Origin of the sequence: Reyranella sp. (assembly GCF_965279465.1) — a bacterium.
In the GTDB taxonomy this organism is placed as follows: domain Bacteria; phylum Pseudomonadota; class Alphaproteobacteria; order Reyranellales; family Reyranellaceae; genus Reyranella.
Genome location: NZ_OZ257242.1, coordinates 1,435,765 through 1,450,850, shown reverse-complemented (window position 1 = coordinate 1,450,850; position 15,086 = coordinate 1,435,765). Strand labels below are relative to the sequence as shown.

At 66.2% G+C, this 15,086-nt stretch carries 14 protein-coding genes; 7 read left to right on the top strand and 7 right to left on the bottom strand.

Going from position 1 to position 15,086, the window contains the following annotated elements:
* Positions 1 to 5 precede the first annotated feature (5 nt).
* The 4 genes from ACQY8M_RS06975 to ACQY8M_RS06960 all read right to left on the bottom strand — a co-directional run bounded on the left by ACQY8M_RS06975 (position 6) and on the right by ACQY8M_RS06960 (position 4,590).
* A complete protein-coding gene (locus ACQY8M_RS06975) occupies positions 6 to 971 on the bottom strand; it encodes an ABC transporter ATP-binding protein (protein WP_428670236.1) in 966 nt (321 codons plus the stop codon).
* Positions 968 to 1,879, bottom strand: a complete 912-nt coding sequence (locus ACQY8M_RS06970; protein ID WP_428670234.1) for an ABC transporter permease — start codon at positions 1,877 to 1,879, stop codon at positions 968 to 970. Before ACQY8M_RS06970 ends, ACQY8M_RS06975 begins: the two co-directional genes overlap by 4 nt.
* Before the next feature lies 1 nt (position 1,880).
* The gene (locus ACQY8M_RS06965) at positions 1,881 to 2,867 is read right to left on the bottom strand and encodes an ABC transporter permease (protein ID WP_428670232.1); all 987 of its coding nucleotides are present in this window, start codon (positions 2,865 to 2,867) and stop codon (positions 1,881 to 1,883) included.
* Positions 2,868 to 3,000: 133 nt separating this feature from the next.
* Entirely contained in the window at positions 3,001 to 4,590 is a 1,590-nt protein-coding gene (locus ACQY8M_RS06960; RefSeq protein WP_428670230.1) for an ABC transporter substrate-binding protein, read from the bottom strand.
* 238 nt (positions 4,591 to 4,828) lie between these two features.
* On the opposite strand from ACQY8M_RS06960, the gene ACQY8M_RS06955 reads away from it, so the two are divergent.
* The 7 genes from ACQY8M_RS06955 to ACQY8M_RS06925 all read left to right on the top strand — a co-directional run bounded on the left by ACQY8M_RS06955 (position 4,829) and on the right by ACQY8M_RS06925 (position 12,498).
* Positions 4,829 to 5,668 carry a VOC family protein gene (locus tag ACQY8M_RS06955; RefSeq protein WP_428670228.1) on the top strand — a complete coding sequence of 280 codons (840 nt, stop codon included), beginning with the start codon at positions 4,829 to 4,831 and terminating at the stop codon, positions 5,666 to 5,668.
* Between the two features lie 43 nt (positions 5,669 to 5,711).
* Entirely contained in the window at positions 5,712 to 7,220 is a 1,509-nt protein-coding gene (locus tag ACQY8M_RS06950) for a class I adenylate-forming enzyme family protein (RefSeq protein WP_428670226.1), read from the top strand.
* Positions 7,217 to 8,230, top strand: a complete 1,014-nt coding sequence (locus tag ACQY8M_RS06945) for a zinc-binding dehydrogenase (RefSeq protein WP_428670224.1) — start codon at positions 7,217 to 7,219, stop codon at positions 8,228 to 8,230. Before ACQY8M_RS06950 ends, ACQY8M_RS06945 begins: the two co-directional genes overlap by 4 nt.
* Complete coding sequence (locus tag ACQY8M_RS06940; RefSeq protein ID WP_428670222.1) at positions 8,227 to 8,658, top strand: PaaI family thioesterase; 432 nt, start codon at positions 8,227 to 8,229, stop codon at positions 8,656 to 8,658. Before ACQY8M_RS06945 ends, ACQY8M_RS06940 begins: the two co-directional genes overlap by 4 nt.
* A gap of 67 nt (positions 8,659 to 8,725) precedes the next feature.
* The gene (locus ACQY8M_RS06935; RefSeq protein WP_428670220.1) at positions 8,726 to 10,327 is read left to right on the top strand and encodes an ABC transporter substrate-binding protein; all 1,602 of its coding nucleotides are present in this window, start codon (positions 8,726 to 8,728) and stop codon (positions 10,325 to 10,327) included.
* Positions 10,328 to 10,635: 308 nt separating this feature from the next.
* Positions 10,636 to 11,922 (top strand): c-type cytochrome, encoded by a 1,287-nt coding sequence (locus tag ACQY8M_RS06930; protein WP_428670218.1) that lies wholly within the window; start codon positions 10,636 to 10,638, stop codon positions 11,920 to 11,922.
* Between the two features lie 9 nt (positions 11,923 to 11,931).
* Positions 11,932 to 12,498 carry a hypothetical protein gene (locus tag ACQY8M_RS06925; RefSeq protein ID WP_428670216.1) on the top strand — a complete coding sequence of 189 codons (567 nt, stop codon included), beginning with the start codon at positions 11,932 to 11,934 and terminating at the stop codon, positions 12,496 to 12,498.
* Positions 12,499 to 12,583: 85 nt separating this feature from the next.
* Here ACQY8M_RS06925 and ACQY8M_RS06920 read toward each other — a convergent pair whose 3' ends face one another.
* Genes ACQY8M_RS06920 through ACQY8M_RS06910 form a run of 3 tightly spaced genes read right to left on the bottom strand, consistent with a single transcriptional unit; the run spans position 12,584 to position 14,948 of the window.
* A complete protein-coding gene (locus tag ACQY8M_RS06920) occupies positions 12,584 to 13,507 on the bottom strand; it encodes a serine/threonine dehydratase (protein WP_428670214.1) in 924 nt (307 codons plus the stop codon).
* Positions 13,504 to 14,055 carry an HD domain-containing protein gene (locus ACQY8M_RS06915; protein WP_428670212.1) on the bottom strand — a complete coding sequence of 184 codons (552 nt, stop codon included), beginning with the start codon at positions 14,053 to 14,055 and terminating at the stop codon, positions 13,504 to 13,506. The genes ACQY8M_RS06920 and ACQY8M_RS06915 overlap by 4 nt, the downstream gene beginning before the upstream one ends.
* Positions 14,052 to 14,948 (bottom strand): alpha/beta hydrolase, encoded by an 897-nt coding sequence (locus ACQY8M_RS06910; RefSeq protein WP_428670210.1) that lies wholly within the window; start codon positions 14,946 to 14,948, stop codon positions 14,052 to 14,054. Before ACQY8M_RS06910 ends, ACQY8M_RS06915 begins: the two co-directional genes overlap by 4 nt.
* Positions 14,949 to 15,086 lie beyond the last annotated feature (138 nt).

The window sequence follows — 15,086 nt, the reverse complement described above, 5'->3', positions numbered from 1 at the left end:
TCTGTTCACGTGTCGACCCTCGGACAGGCGACTGCGCGCTCGCCGTGCGTGATGAGCGGCGGCGGTGCGAGCCGGCAGCCGGGCACGACGATCGGGCAGCGCGGCGCGAAGGAGCAGCCCGCCTCGCCGGCCGCCGAGCCGACGCTGCCGGGAATCTCGCTCAGGCGATTGAGCGAGTAGTGCTCGTCGGCCTCGACATCGACCCGGGCCCCCAAGAGCCCACGCGAATAGGGATGCAGCGGCTCGGCGAAGAACGGCCGGATGCCGGCCTGCTCGACGATGCGGCCGGCATACATCACCGAGATGCGGTCGGCCCACTGCGCGACGACACCGAGATCGTGGGTGATCAGCAGCACCGCCATGCCGAGCCGGTGGCGCAGGTCGTCGAGCAGGTCGAGCACCTGCGCCTGCGTCGTGACGTCGAGCGCCGTGGTCGGCTCGTCGGCGATCAACAGCTTCGGGCTGCAGGCGACGGCCATGGCGATCATCACCCTCTGCCGCATGCCACCGGACAGATTGTGCGGATAGTCGTCTATCCGGCGGTGCGCATCGGGAATGCTGACCAGGTCGAGCAGCTCGGTCGCGCGCGCGCGCGCAGCCTTGCGCGAAACCTTCTCGTGCCGGCGCACGACCTCGGCTATCTGCAGCCCGATCGACAGGACGGGATTGAGCGAGGTCATCGGTTCCTGCTGGATCAGCGAGACCTTCTTGCCACGCACCTCGCGCATCTCGGCGGGTGACAGAGCGAGCAGATCGGTGCCGTCGAACAGGATGCGCCCCGACGTGACCCGGGCGTTGGGCGGCAGCAGGCGCATCACCGAGAATGCCGTCACCGACTTGCCGCAGCCCGACTCGCCGACCAGCGCGAGCGTCTCGCCTGGCGCGATGGTGAAGCTGGTCTCGCGCACGGCGATCTGGCCGGGAAAGGCGACGGTGAGCTTCTCGACCGACAGGAGGTTCGTCCGGTTCATGACTGGTCGGAGCGTGGATTGAGGATCTCGTTCAGCCCATCGCCGACGAGATTGAGCGACAGTACGGCCATGGCGATCGCCGCTCCCGGCAGCGCCGTGAGGAACCAAGCGTTGCGCAGCTGGTCGCGGCCGTCGCCGATCATGCCGCCCCAGCTCAGCACGTTTGGATCACGCATGTTGAGGAAGCTGAGGCCTGCCTCGGTCAGGATGGCGTTGGCGATCATCACCGAGGCCGCCACGATCACCGGCGGCAGGGCGTTCGGCAGGATCTCCTGCACGATGATGCGCAGGCGCGAATAGCCCAGGCTGCGCGCGGCCATGACGAAATCGGACTCGCGCAGGGAGCGGAACTGCGCCCGCACCAGGCGCGCCACGGTCGGCCAGGAGGAGACGCCGATTGCCATGGCGATGGTCGGCAGGCTGGGATCGACGATCACCAGGATCACGATCACCAAGAGGAAAGTCGGCGTCGTCTGGAACAGCTCGACCAGACGCATCAGCAGCGTGTCGGTCCAGCCGCCGAAGAAGCCGGCCGTTGCACCGACCACCATGCCGATGGCGAGCCCGATCGCGGCCGAGAAGACGCCGACCAGCAGCGAAGCGCGCGTCCCGTAGACGAGCTGGGCCAGCACGTCGCGGCCGAGCGAATCGGTGCCGAGCGGATACTCTGCATCCTCGCCCGGCCACAGCAGCGGCTGGGCCACCATGTCCTGCGGATCGCCGGGGAACAACACACCCGCCAGCAGGGCCAGCAGGACGAAGAAGCCGAGGATCGCCACCCCGGCGATGAAGGTCGGATTGCGCAGGAAGGCGCGCAGGCGGCGCCCCTTGCGCGGTGCCGCGCGGCTGCCAACGTCCGCGATCCTGGGGTCGGCCACCTTGGGTGTGAGCTCGGCGTCGATCGTCACGTCACGCCTCGCCGATTCGCGGATCGAGCCAGGCGTGCAGCAGGTCGATCACCACGTTGGCGACGATCACCAGCAGCGACGACAGCAGCAGCACGCCGAGCAGCACCGAGAAATCGCGCCCCAGCACGGCCTCGAGCGCGAGCCGTCCCATGCCGGGCCAGCCGAACAGCGTCTCGACCACGACGGCGCCGCCCAGCAGGTTGCCGAGATGCATGCCCGCGACCGTCGTCACCGGGATCAGGGCATTGCGCAGCGCATGGCGCAGCTGGATCAGCAGCGGGTGAAGGCCCTTGGCGTGGGCGGTGCGCATGAAGTCCTGGCGCTGCACCTCGAGCATCGAGGCCCGCACCAGCCGGGCGTAGACCGCGACGAAGAACGAGGCCAGCGCCAGCGCCGGCAGCACGAGGTGCACGGCGCGATCGGCGATCATGGCCCAGCCCGTGAAGTTCGAGCCGATGGTCATGTTGCTGTCGTTCGGCAGCCAGCCGAGCTTGACCGAGAACAGCACCACCGCCATCAGACCGACCCAGAAGCCAGGCATGGAATAGAGCAGCAGCACGACGACCGAGAGCACACGGTCCGGCCAGCGCCCGGCCCACGCCGCCATAACCGAGCCGACGACGATGCCGAGCAGCAGCGCGAACGACAGCGCAGTCGCCATCAGCAGCACGGTATTGGGCAGCCGAGTCATGATGATGTCGAGAACGGAGGCATTGAAGCGCGGCGAATAGCCGAGATCGAGCTGCGCGAGGTGGCCGAGGAAGCTGGCGAGCTGGCTGAGCATCGGCTGGTCGAGGCCGAAGCGCTCGCGCATCATCGCCATCGTTTCCGCAGTGGCAGATCCCGCTTCGAACGCCATCACGTCAGCGACGTCGCCCGGCATGAGCTGCAGGAACAGGAAGTCGAGCACGATGATGCCGAGAATCGTCGGCCCGGCATGGATTGCCGTCCGCTTGAGCGTCGCCGCGATGCGCCGGCCCATCCTCATGGATAACTCCGTCGTCTCGACCAAGGCCCGAAGGGCCGCGTGGAGAGACCTTCTGTCAGCGACAAGCCGCCAATCGTGGAGAGAAGGTCTCTCCACTGCGCGCTTCGCGCTCCGGTCGAGACGACGGGAAAAGTCACGCGTCGACCCATACGCGCGACATGTTGGCCTCGACGCCGTCGGCGGTTGGCGAGTCCTCGTGCACGCGCTTGTTCTTGATGGTCAGATAGAGCGGCGTGTAGAGGCTGATGTCCGGCGCTTCCACGGCGTAGATCTTCTGGAACTCGATGAACATCGCCTTCCGCTTGACCGGGTCGTTCTCGACCGCGGCGCCTTCGAGCAGCGCATCGACCTTGGGGTTGTTGTAGTTCGAGCCGTTGGAGAACGGCACGCCCTTCTTGAAGTTCTTGGACCAGTAGATGCGCTGCACGCCGACCGTCGGATCAAACAGGTTCGAATGCCCGTTGTAGGTCATGTCGAATTCGCGATCGGTATAGATGCGCTTGGCGAAGGCCGAGAGATCCTGGGCGCGGATCTCGACGGTGATGCCGATGCGGCCGAGCGCCGCGCGGGTGAATTCGCAGACCTTGCGGCTCTCGTCGCCGATCGGATTGTAGTCCATCGGCACCTTGAAGCGGACCTTGTCCGGACCGCGCGGGAAACCCGCCTCGTCGAGCAGCTGCTCGGCCTTCTTGAGGTCGAAGGCGTACGGACTCGGCGTCGGATCGTGGAACTCGCTCTTGGGCGAGATCGGCACGTGGCAGACCGTGCCGACGCCGTAGGCGACGGCCTTGAGCATCGCGGCGCGATCGATCGAGTGGAGCACGGCTTGCCGCACCTTGAGGTGCTTGAAGTACTGGCTGTCGAGATTGAACTGGATGGTCTGGACGTTATACGAGTAGCTCGTGCCATCGGTGCTGAACACGAGATGTGGCAGCTTCTTCAGCCGCTCGAGGTCGGCCAGCGCCACCGGCGTGCGGTAGCCGATGTCGCCGGAGCCGTTCTCGAAGGCCACCGAGCGCGCTCCTGCATCGCGCACGAACTTGCAGACCATCCGGTCAATACGCGGCAGGTCGGCATCCCAGTAGTTCGGATTGCGCTCGTAAATGACGTGGCTGCCGCGTACCCATTCCTTGAAGAGGTAGGGACCGGTGCCGATCGGCGCATTGCCGTTCTGGTTGGTAAGGGGATCGCTCCCTTCGTAGATGTGGCGCGGCACCATCGGCGATTCGGCCGCCGTCAGCGCCTTGATCAGATAAGGCGCAGGCTTCGACAGCACGATGACCGCCGTCAGCGGGTCGGGCGTCTGGACCTCGACCACGTTGGCATAGGTGTTGCGGCCCCGCGGATGCACCGTCTTCAGCAGCTGGATCGAATAGGCGACGTCGGCCGAGGTGAACGGCTTGCCGTCATGAAACTTCACGTTCGGCCGGAGCTTGAAGCTGTAGCGCGTGCCGTCCGGGCTGATCGACCATTCGGTGGCGAGCGCGGGACGCGGCTTGATGTCGTAGTCGTATTCCAGCAGGCCTTCGGTGGTCTTTGCGCTGCAGGTCAGCGACGGCGTCGCCACCGTCGTGAGCGACACCAGGGTCGTCGGCTCGGCATTCTGCAGGAAGGTGAGCGTGCCACCCTTCTTCGGTGCCTGCGCGCGAGCGCCGCCGGCAAAGGCAAGGGCGGATAGTCCGGTGAGCGTCGCACGGCGTGTAGTACGGAATTTAGCAGTCATGTCCGGATCTCCAGGTACGGTGCGCGAGATGAGCCTAATAACGTCCGGCCATCGCGACACGCAGCAAAATGTAGGCCACAGATCAGAATCTTGTGGCGCACGCGGCAATTGGACGTTCATTCTTCCGCCGCGCCGAATGTTGGAAATGATTTCCGCGCGTACGGCAATTCGCTGGGAATATATAAAATCCTGACGGGTTTGCCGTGTCGGAATACGGCACAGGGTGAAGGGAAACGACATGACGCTACCAGTGGCAACGCTCGACCACGTCGTGATCAATGCGCGCGACGACATGGACCGCGCCGCCGACATCTACCGGCGGCTGGGCTTCACCCTGACAGAGCGCGGCTACCATTCGCTCGGATCGATGAACCACCTCGCGATGTTCGGCACCGACTATCTCGAGTTGATCGCCGTTCCCAAGGGGGCAACGTCAGGTCGTCTCGATCTGCTGGACTTTCCCTTTGGGCTCAACGGGCTGGTGTTCGGCTCGGAGGATTCGGCGGTCACCTATGACGCGCTCTCCAAGGCCGGCGTCCCGGTCGAGCCGCCGGTCGAATTCACGCGTCCCGTGAAATACGACGGCGGTCAGGGCGATGCGCGTTTCCGCACTGTTCGCATGAAGAGCGGCGTCGTGCCCTATGGCCGCGTCTACTACTGCCACCACTTCACCCGTGACCTCGTATGGCGCGACGAATGGCGCCACCACGCCAACGGGACCGTCGCCGTGCAGCGCGCGCTGATCGTCGAGCCCGATCCGGCGGCCGGCGTCACGCTCTATTCCGACATGTTCGGGCCGGAGGCCGTGCGCGACATCAAGGGCGGCAAGACGGTCGTGATCGGCAATTCGCGCTTCGACATCGTGACCGCGGCCGAGCTCGCGGCGCAGGTCGGCGATGCCGCCCCCGACGCCGGAGGCCGCACGGCCTATATGGCAGGGCTCACTTTCCGCACCACCTCGCTATCCAGGGCTGCGGCTGCCCTGACCGCCGGCAAGATCGCCTTCACCCAGAGCGGCGGCCGCATCGTCGTGCCCGCAAAGGAGGCGGTGAACGCCGTGCTGGAATTCATCGAATAGGGGCTTGCGGAGTGGCGATCGATCTCTTCTGGACCGCATGAGCATGGGCAACATCAAGTACGACAACCAGGGTGATGCGCTGTCGCGCGACGTGCCGGCCGACTCGCTGGCGCTGATCGACGAAGGCGGCAACGGCACGGAGCGGCGCTACAGCTACGCCGATCTGATCCGGCTGAGCGGCGCGGTTGCGCGCGGCCTGTTGAAGCGCGGCCTGCAGCGCGGCGATCGGTTGGCCATCCTGTCGGCCAACCGGGCCGAGTTCCTGCTGACTTTTCTCGGCACGATGCAGGCGGGCCTCGTTTCGGTGCCCGTCAACTGGAAGCTGCCGCCGGAAACCGTCGCCTACATCGTGGGCGATTCGGACGCCACGCTGATGATCGGCGACGATGCGCGCCTCGCCCTTGCACCGGAGTCGGTGCCGAAGATTTCCTTCGACGGGGACTGGGACGCCTTCCTCGACGAAGGGCCGTTCACGCCGTTCGCGATGAAGCCCGAGGAACCGGCGATGTTCCTCTACACTTCGGGCTCGACCGGCCGGCCCAAGGGCGTGGTGCTGTCGCACTACTCGCATCTCTGGGCGATGAGCCAGCGGGTGCGCCGGCCGGTGCCGCAGGGCCAGCGCTCGCTGGTTGCGGCGCCGCTCTATCACATGAACGGGCTGGCGATGAGCCAGACCACCCTCAGCCACGGCGACACCGTCGTGCTGCTGCCGCAGTTCACGACCAAGGGCTATATCGAGGCCGCGGCCAAGCACAGGGCCGGCTTCCTGACCTCGGTGCCGACAATGATCGCCATGATGCTGCGCGAGAAGGAGCTGCTGGCGACCACCGACCTCTCCGCCGTCGAGGCGGTGCGCATGGGCTCGGCGCCGATCACCCAGTCGCTGATCGACCAGGTGCGCCAGGTGTTCCCGAAGGCCGTGATCAGCAACGGCTACGGCACGACCGAAGCCGGGCCCGTCGTGTTCGGCCCGCATCCCGCGGGCATCCCGCAGCCCGAGCTGTCGACCGGCTATCCGCATCCCGAGGTCCAGCTCCGCCTCGTGCGCGATGGCCGGGAGGTACAGGACGAAGGCGAGCTCCACATGAAATGCGGCGCGCTGATGACGCATTATCACAAGCTGCCCGAGACCACGGCCAAGGTGATGACCTCGGACGGGTACTACCGCACCAGTGATGTGTTCCGTCGCGACGAGAACGGCTTCTTCTATTTTGTGGGCCGGGTCGACGACATGTTCGTCTGCGGCGGCGAGAACATCTATCCCGGGGAGGTCGAGAAGATGCTGGAGAAGCATCCCGCCATCCACCAGGCCGCCGTCATCCCGGTGCCCGACGAGCTGAAGGGCCACAAGCCCGTCGCCTTCGTCGTGCGCGCCAACGGCGCCGAGGTCGACGAGCAGGCGGTGAAAACCTATGCCCTCGCCAACGCGCCGGCCTATCAGCATCCGCGCCGCGTCTTTTTCGTCGACGAGATGCCGCTCGCCGGCACCAACAAGATCGACAAGCGCGTGCTCGCTAGACAAATCCCGGAAGGAATGGAGATCCAAAAATGAAAGCAGCCGTCGTTCGCGCCCATGGCGGTCCGGAGGCATTGGCCTTCGAAACGAATTTCCCCGATCCCGCACCGGGCGAGGGCGATGTGATCGTGGCGGTGAAGGCCTCGTCACTGAACTACCACGACGTCTTCACGCGCCGCGGCATGCCCGGCATCAAGGTGCCGATGCCCGCCATCATGGGCCTCGATGTTGCCGGCGAAATCGCCGAGGTCGGACCGGGCGTCACCGGTTGGAAGAAGGGCGTTCGCGTGCTGGTCGATCCGATCAACCGGATCGAAGGCGGGCTGATGGGCGAGACAGTTCATGGCGGACTGGCCGAACTGTGCAAGGCGCGCGCGCACCAGCTGATCAGGATTCCCGACGGCGTGTCGTTCGCGGACGCGGCCGCGCTTCCCGTCGCCTACGGCACGGCGCTGCGCATGATGGTAACCAACGGCCACGTCTCCAAGGGCGAGAAAGTCCTCATTCTGGGCGCTTCGGGCGGCGTCGGCGTGTGCTGCCTGCAGCTCGCCAAGCTGGCGGGCGCAGAGGTAATTGCCTGCGCCGGCACCGATGCCAAGGCCAAGCGCCTGATGGAACTCGGCGCCGACAAGACGATCAATTACGTCGAGAAGGATTTCATGAAGGAGGTCTTCGCGATGTACGGCAAGCCGACAAGGCGCGGCAGCGGCAGCGATCAGGGCGTCGACGTGGTGGTGAACTACACCGGCGGCGACACCTGGGTGAACTCGCTGAAGACGCTGAAGGTCGGCGGCCGGCTGCTGACCTGCGGCGCGACGGCGGGCTATGCGCCGACCGAGGACATCCGCTTCATCTGGACCTTCGAGCTCAAGATCCTGGGCTCCAACGGCTGGATGCGGAGCGACATCGAGAAGCTGCTCGAGCTGGTGCAGAGCGGCAAACTCAAGGTGCTGGTCGACAAGGTCTTCAAGCTCGAGGAGGCGCGCGAGGCACTGCGCGTGATCGAGGACCGCGAAGTGTTCGGCAAGATCGTGGTGGCACCATGAGCGACGACGCCAGGCCGCCGCTGAGCGGTGACGCGCTGCAGAACATGCTCGACCATTCGCCGTTCATCGCCTTCCTAGGCCTCAAGGTCACCGAGGCCGATCCCGCGCAGGAACGGGTCACCATGGAATGCGAGATGCGGCCGGAGTTCGAGCGCGGCAAGGGCACCGGCCAGTGGCATGGCGGCCCGATCGCGGCGATCATCGACACGGTCGGCGACTACGCACTGATCATGGCCCTGCGCCGTGCTCTGCCGACCATCAACTTCCGCGTCGATTACCTGCGGCCGGCGATCAAGACGAAGCTCATCACCACCGCGACGGTGCGCCGCAATGGCAAGAGCGTCGGCGTCGTCGATGTTGACGTCTTCAATGACAAAAGGGTGCTGCTCGCGATCGGCCGCGCGACCTACTCGACGCTTGCTGGCTAGGGAGGCTCTCTATCGGGGAAGCGGTCGGGACGGACGTTGCCTTGGTGGGACGGAATCGAAGGGGCTCATGGTGAAGGTTACCCGTCGAGTCTTCGGAGCCGGCGCGCTGGCGACCAGCCTGGCGGCCAACCTCAAGCCGGGGTGGGCACAGGACGAGCCGCGGCGCGGCGGAACGCTGGTCGCGACCTGGGGCGGCGGCGAGCCGCAGGCTTGCTACGTCCCTGCGGGCGGCGGCTCGAGCCCGACCTTCTCGTCGTCCAAGCTGTTCGAGCGGCTGGCCAACCGCAAGATGACCGGCGAATTCGAAGGCGAGCTGGCCGAGAGCTGGAAGCCCGCCGACGACTTCAAGTCCTACACCATCAAGCTGCGGCAGGGCGTGAAATTCCACGACGGCAAGCCGATGACTGCCGACGACGTGGTCTATTCGATCGACGAGATCTGGAAGAGATACGCCGCCGCTGCGGCGCTCACCGACTACACCGGCATCGAGGCGCCGGATGCGGGCACGGTGATCGTGAAGTTCGCCAAGCCGATTCCCGAGTTCTTCCTCTCCTCGCTGCTCTGCGGCAGCGTGAACTATATCGTGCCCAAGCATGTCTACGCCGGCTCCGATGCAGCCACCAATCCGGCCAACAACGCACCGCTCGCAACCGGACCGTGGAAGTTCAAGGAGTGGGTGCGCGGCAGCCACTTCGAGTACGTCCGGAACGAGGACTACTGGCGCAAGGGCTTTCCCTACATGGATCGCTTGATCATCCGCTACGTGCGCGATCCCGCGGGGCGCGCCGCGGCAATGGAATCGGGCGAGATCCAGATCGGCGTGTTCAATCCGGTCGCGCCGCCCGACATCAAGCGCCTGACCGGCACCGGCAAGTTCGTCGCCACGCCCAAGGGCTACGAAGAATGCGTGTGGTCGAGCACGCTGGAGTGCAACATGCGCAATCCAGTCTTCGCCAAGCGCGAGGTGCGGCAGGCGATGTTCCATGCGGTTGATCGCAACCTGATCGCCAAAACGGTCTACTACGGTTACGCCCGCGCGGGGACGAGCCCGATCTTCTCGCCAAACAAGGAATTCTTCACGCCCGACACCTACAAGACGGGCTTCGATCCGAAGAAAGCCGCCTCGCTGCTCGACGCGGCAGGCTATTCGAAGAAGGGCAACGCGCCGCGCTTCAGCGTGAACCTGCTGGCCGCCGGCTGGTTCGCGGAGAACGGCAAGATCGGCGCGATCGTGAAGCAGCGCCTCGAAGACATCGGCATCGCCGTGAACCTCACCGTCCCCGACCGTCCGACCTCGATCAAGCGGATCTACACCGACTACGACTTCGACCTGGCGATTTCGAACCAGGCCAACCCGTCGGAGCCGGTGCCCTCGACCACGCAATACTACACGACGGATGGCATCAAGAAGGGCGTGCCCTTCCGCAACGCCTCGGGCTTCTCGCTGCCGGCGATGGATGCGCTGGTCGAGAAGATCAAGGTCGAGACCGACCCGGCCAAACGCAAGGCACTGGTCGTCGATTTCCAGAAACTGGCGACGCTCGAAGCACCCAACCTGCCGCTGGTCGAGCTCGAATCGATCACCGTGGCCAGCACCAAGGTGCAGAACCACTCGAACGACCCGAACTACCTCGCCGCGAGCTGGTACGACATATGGCTGGCGGCCTGACCGCATCGTCCCTTCCCTGGTGGTGGTCAACTTCGTGCTGATCCATATGGCGCCGGCCGCAGCACCCTACACCAGGGCGCTGCACGAGACGGCACCGGTCGCCAATCCCGGGCTTGCCCGCGCTCGCAAGCGGACCGTGCTGCAAGGCGACCTGCCCAGCCCGCTCAGCCCCTGGCCGCCGGCCCCTCCCATTCACGCTGCCCGATCACGCAGGATCGCTGCAAATCGTCCCGGCCCAAGCTGCGGCCTGTTGACGGCGGCAGCCTGGCGGCCTGTCACTTCGTCTAGCGCTCGTCTAGGGTAACCTCATGATGGGGCGGCATATTCTGGGCGTGATCGGCATTGCCGCCGTCGCTGTCGTCGCCCTGCTGGCCTTCGCGTGGCGGACGGCGATCGAGCCGATCGCGCCGCCCTCGCCGACCGGCTTTCCGCGCGATCTCGTCGACTCCGGCGAGACGCTGGCCAGTGCCGGCAACTGCATCGACTGTCATACCGCACCCGGCGGCACGCCGAACACCGGTGGCAAGTCGATCTATCGGAGATTCGGTACTTTCTTTTCCACCAACATCACGCCCGATCCGGAAACCGGCATCGGCACCTGGTCCGAGGCCGCTTTCGCCCGTGCCTTGCGGGAGGGCGTGTCGCGTGACGGCACCCACCTCTTCCCGGTCTTCCCCTATATGCATTACACGCAGCTCGCCGACGCCGATGTCCGCGCGCTTTACGCCTACTTCATGACCCGGCCGCCGGTGAAGGCGCAGAACCGGCTCAACACGCTGTATTTCCCGCTCGATGTCCGGCCGCTGCAGGCTCTCTGGAAGAGCCTTTTCTTCAAGCCCGGCCCCTATCGTCCCGATCCCGGCCACGATCCGCAATGGAACCGCGGCGCCTACCTCGCCGAGGCGCTGGCCGGCTGCGCGGTGTGCCACACCGACCGCAACCTGCTGGGCGCCCAGCAGGGCGGCCATCCCTATGCCGGGGCCGCGTTCGAGGGCTGGTACGCGACATCGCTCGACATCAGCCCTTCGCCCGCGCGCTGGAGCGCGGAAGAGCTGTTCACCTTCCTGCGGCGCGGTGACAGCCCGCCGCACGGCGTGGCACTCGGCCCGATGCGCTCCGTCGTGCGCAACCTCTCCAGGATATCGGACGATGACCTGCGCGCGATGACGGCCTACTTCATCAGCCTCAACACGCCGTCCGGCGCGGCGCTCGAGCCCCGGATCGCCCGCGCACTCGCCCCCGTCCCGCCGACGACCGACAAGCAGCGCGTCGGCCACAAGCTCTACATGGAGAATTGCGCGAGCTGCCACGGCGCGCCGGGCAGCGCCCCCACGGTCGCGCGCTCGCCGCTCGGCCTGTCCGAGGCGATGTGGAACCCCTACCGGGCGTACAATCTGGTGCTCACCGTCCTGGATGGTATCGATGGGCGCGACGGCCTGCCGGGCGCCATGCCGGGTTTCCGAGATAAATTTTCGGACGATGACATCGAGGCACTCGCGATCTATCTCCGGACCGCCTACACGACCATGCCGATATGGGGCCTGCTGGCCGAGCGAATCAAGCTCTCGCGCAACGATCCGATGTCCCTGCCCTGAGACTTGTCTATGATCGACCGCATGCTCCTGCGCTGCCTGCCGTTCGTCCTCGCCATGACCGCAGTCGCGGGCACGGCCTCCGCCCAGACCATGGAATTCGCCTGCCCACCCCCCGGCACGACCTTCGTCTTCGACAGCGGCGCCAACATCGTCGCGCGCGGCCAGGAGGGCATGGACTGCAGGATGGAGATCGTGGGCGGCAAGCCGTTCAAGGTGCGCGGCCTGCTGTTCGACAATCCGGCCGCGGACGGCAGCGACAAATCGGCCTTCATCGAGGCGCTCAAGCCAGAGCGGCTATGGCCGCTGGCCGTCGGCAAGAAGATCGAGGCGACCTACAGCGTCGGCGGCCGAAGCTGGAAATACATCCTCACCGTCGCCCGCTATGAGAAGCGTATGGGCCCGGACAACGCACTGTTCGACGCCTTCGTGGTCGAGATGAACGAGCAGGGCGACAAGGGCGAGCGCTCGGTGTCGCGCTGGTGGATATCACCGGTCGAGAAATACGCGCTGCGCTTCGACTGGAGCAACGGCGCGGGCGGCGCCAATCGCGCCGTCGTCACCAGCGTGAAGCACTGAGGCGGTCTTCAAGCCCGATTACTCGAGCATTGCGTATGCTCCTGCCGGGAGCGCGGATCTGGAAACCCGCGCTCCCGGCCGAGATTCAGACGACGGACCCGGGATCCGTATTGGCGCCGCAGACCAGTGTCGCCACCCGCTCGCCGGACGCGGGCTTGTAGGCGCCGGACATCAGGGCTGCGAGGGCCGTGGCGCCGGACGGCTCTGCGACGATCCGCAGCTCTTCCCACAGCGCGCGTTGCGCGGTCCGCACGGCGTCGTCGCTGACCAGCACCGAGTCGCGCACGAGCTTCTGGGCGATCTCGAAATTGGGTGTGCCGATCCGGCTGGCGCCCAGAGCATCGGCGGCGATCCCCGAAATCGCCACGTCGACCGGCCGGCCGGCGCGGCGCGCTTCGTAGAGCGTCGGCGTGCCCTCGGTCTCGACGGCGACGATCCTGGTACCCTCGCCGATCGCTGCGGCGCAGCCTGCGATCAGCCCCCCGCCGCCGACCGCGACCAGCAGCGTGTCAAACGTCGCCTGCTCGGCGAACTCCAGCGCGACGGACCCTGCACCCGCGAACACGACTTCGTCCTCGTAGGCCGGCACGATCAACGCACCGGTCTCCGCCGCGCGCTTCTCCGACAGCGCCCGCGCCTCGGCATAGACCGCCCCGACCTGATGGACCACTGCGCCGTAGCTCTCGAGCCGCGCGACCTTGGTCGGGGAGGCCACGGTCGGCACGAAGATCTCGGCTTTGTGGCCGAGAGCGCGCGCAGCATAGGCGGCGGCGGCACCATGGTTTCCGCCTGACGCGGCGACGATGCCGGTTGAACGCACCTGCGAGGCAAGCAGCTTGTGGAACGCGCCGCGACCCTTGAACGAACCGCTGAGCTGCATCGATTCGAGCTTGAGGGCGAGCGGAGCGGCAATGCCGAGCGCGCCGGCCGGCAACTCGATCACTGGCGTGCGACGAACATGCTTCCTGATCAGCCGCCAGGCCGCCTCGACTTCCTGTCGGCCGATCATGGGACCCGGCACGCCTCGACATGGCGCAGGAAGTAATCGAAATCCGGCGTCGACGCGCGCGGGTCCTTGGCCTGCTCGTCGATGCGGCGCAGCCGTACCGCCTCTCGGTGCAGAGGATTGGAGCGGAACGCCTCGACCTCGTCGGCCGACATCAGCCCGCCCTGCAGCTCGAGACTGCGGACTGAGTCGGGCGCGAGCTTGCCGAAGTAATCCGGCTCAACCGTGCAGAGATAGCGCTTGGCCGCGACATGCAGGCGGACCGGCTCACTGACCTCGGGCCCGAAGCGCTCGGCCAGCCAATCGGCACCGAGCTGCTCGTGCACGTCGTCGACGCCGCGGCTGGCCGGGTCCTCGCCCAGCCGATGGATCATGTGGCCGACATCGTGCAGCAGGCAGGCCAGCACGGTCGCCGGCGGCGCCTTGTCGGCTTCGGCCAAGGCCGCGGACTGGAGCGCATGCTGCAGCTGGTTGATCTCGCTCAGGCCGTAGCGCCGCGTGGCGCGCCCGACGAAGATGTCGAGGAGTTCCTGACGAAGGGGATCGCTCATGCGCCCTTCTTACCAGCGCGCACCGTTTGCGGGTACCCGGGAATCATCGTCAGCGCCTGTTTGAGCGGATCGGGCCCCCAGGCGCGTGTCATGAAATCGCCATGCATCTCCAAGCCACCGCACGGCACGAAGGCATTGGTGCCGGGCGTCAGGGTCGTGGGCAGGCCGCTGGTGAACGGAATGCGCCGCTTGCCGAGCAGGCTCTGCAGCGTGCTGTTCTCCTCGCGCGTCGATTCGGTGAAGGCGCTCAGCAGGAAGGCAAGCCTGCGCCGCGCCGCGGCCCAGGCGGCGAATTTCTCCTCATCGCCATAGAGCGAGTCCATCAGGATCACGCCCTTGATACGATGAACTGCGCCGCCGTGCGCCAGCGCATAGGCAGTCGACACATAGCCGCCGCTGTAGGAGACGATGACCACGCCCGAGGCGTTGAAATGCGCACCGGCGCGCTTGTTGCCGTAGAGTCGCATCAGCCGCTCGGCGGCCTCGTCGATATAGGCCGCGAAATGCCCCGGCTTCCAGAAATTGCCGGCGCTCGAATCTGGCGCGTCGAACGCCAGCTGGGGCGCAACCAGCGCCACGTTCTGGCCGGAGTCGGCAATCTGGCGGGGGATCGCCTGACGCGCCTGCACGTCGCGCTCGAGCGTCGCGCCCTGGCCGTGAAGGTAGAGCACGATCAGACCCGGCAGCTCCGCATTATAGCCGGGCGGCAAATACAGCAGCGAGCGGCGGTCGCTGTAGGTCGTATCCTCCCAGCAGACATCGCCTTTGAGCGTCGTGTGCCCGACGCGCTTGCCGTTCCGGACATCGAGGAACGGCTTCTTGCTGTCGGGAACGGTGCCACGATAGGGGAAGGCCGACGCATTGAAGGCGACGAGCTGGGTCTTCCCTTCCATCGGACGTTGCGATTGAACCGGGGGCCGCGGCTTCGGCGCCGGTTGTTTCGGCGGCCTCTTGAATTTCTGCTTTGGCTTCGGCTTTGTCGTTCGGGCGTGCGCGGCCATCGGCATCAGAAGAGCCCCTAGCAGCAGCGC

What these genes read in the sequence shown, in the direction of transcription:
- ACQY8M_RS06975 (WP_428670236.1), bottom strand. Translation starts at nt 971, where the DNA reads ATGAACCGGACGAACCTCCTGTCGGTCGAGAAGCTCACCGTCGCCTTT.
- ACQY8M_RS06965 (WP_428670232.1), bottom strand. Translation starts at nt 2,867, where the DNA reads ATGAGGATGGGCCGGCGCATCGCGGCGACGCTCAAGCGGACGGCAATC.
- ACQY8M_RS06960 (WP_428670230.1), bottom strand. Translation starts at nt 4,590, where the DNA reads ATGACTGCTAAATTCCGTACTACACGCCGTGCGACGCTCACCGGACTA.
- ACQY8M_RS06955 (WP_428670228.1), top strand. Translation starts at nt 4,829, where the DNA reads ATGACGCTACCAGTGGCAACGCTCGACCACGTCGTGATCAATGCGCGC.
- ACQY8M_RS06950 (WP_428670226.1), top strand. Translation starts at nt 5,712, where the DNA reads ATGGGCAACATCAAGTACGACAACCAGGGTGATGCGCTGTCGCGCGAC.
- ACQY8M_RS06945 (WP_428670224.1), top strand. Translation starts at nt 7,217, where the DNA reads ATGAAAGCAGCCGTCGTTCGCGCCCATGGCGGTCCGGAGGCATTGGCC.
- ACQY8M_RS06940 (WP_428670222.1), top strand. Translation starts at nt 8,227, where the DNA reads ATGAGCGACGACGCCAGGCCGCCGCTGAGCGGTGACGCGCTGCAGAAC.
- ACQY8M_RS06935 (WP_428670220.1), top strand. Translation starts at nt 8,726, where the DNA reads ATGGTGAAGGTTACCCGTCGAGTCTTCGGAGCCGGCGCGCTGGCGACC.
- ACQY8M_RS06930 (WP_428670218.1), top strand. Translation starts at nt 10,636, where the DNA reads ATGATGGGGCGGCATATTCTGGGCGTGATCGGCATTGCCGCCGTCGCT.
- ACQY8M_RS06925 (WP_428670216.1), top strand. Translation starts at nt 11,932, where the DNA reads ATGATCGACCGCATGCTCCTGCGCTGCCTGCCGTTCGTCCTCGCCATG.
- ACQY8M_RS06920 (WP_428670214.1), bottom strand. Translation starts at nt 13,507, where the DNA reads ATGATCGGCCGACAGGAAGTCGAGGCGGCCTGGCGGCTGATCAGGAAG.
- ACQY8M_RS06915 (WP_428670212.1), bottom strand. Translation starts at nt 14,055, where the DNA reads ATGAGCGATCCCCTTCGTCAGGAACTCCTCGACATCTTCGTCGGGCGC.
- ACQY8M_RS06910 (WP_428670210.1), bottom strand. Translation starts at nt 14,948, where the DNA reads ATGGAAGGGAAGACCCAGCTCGTCGCCTTCAATGCGTCGGCCTTCCCC.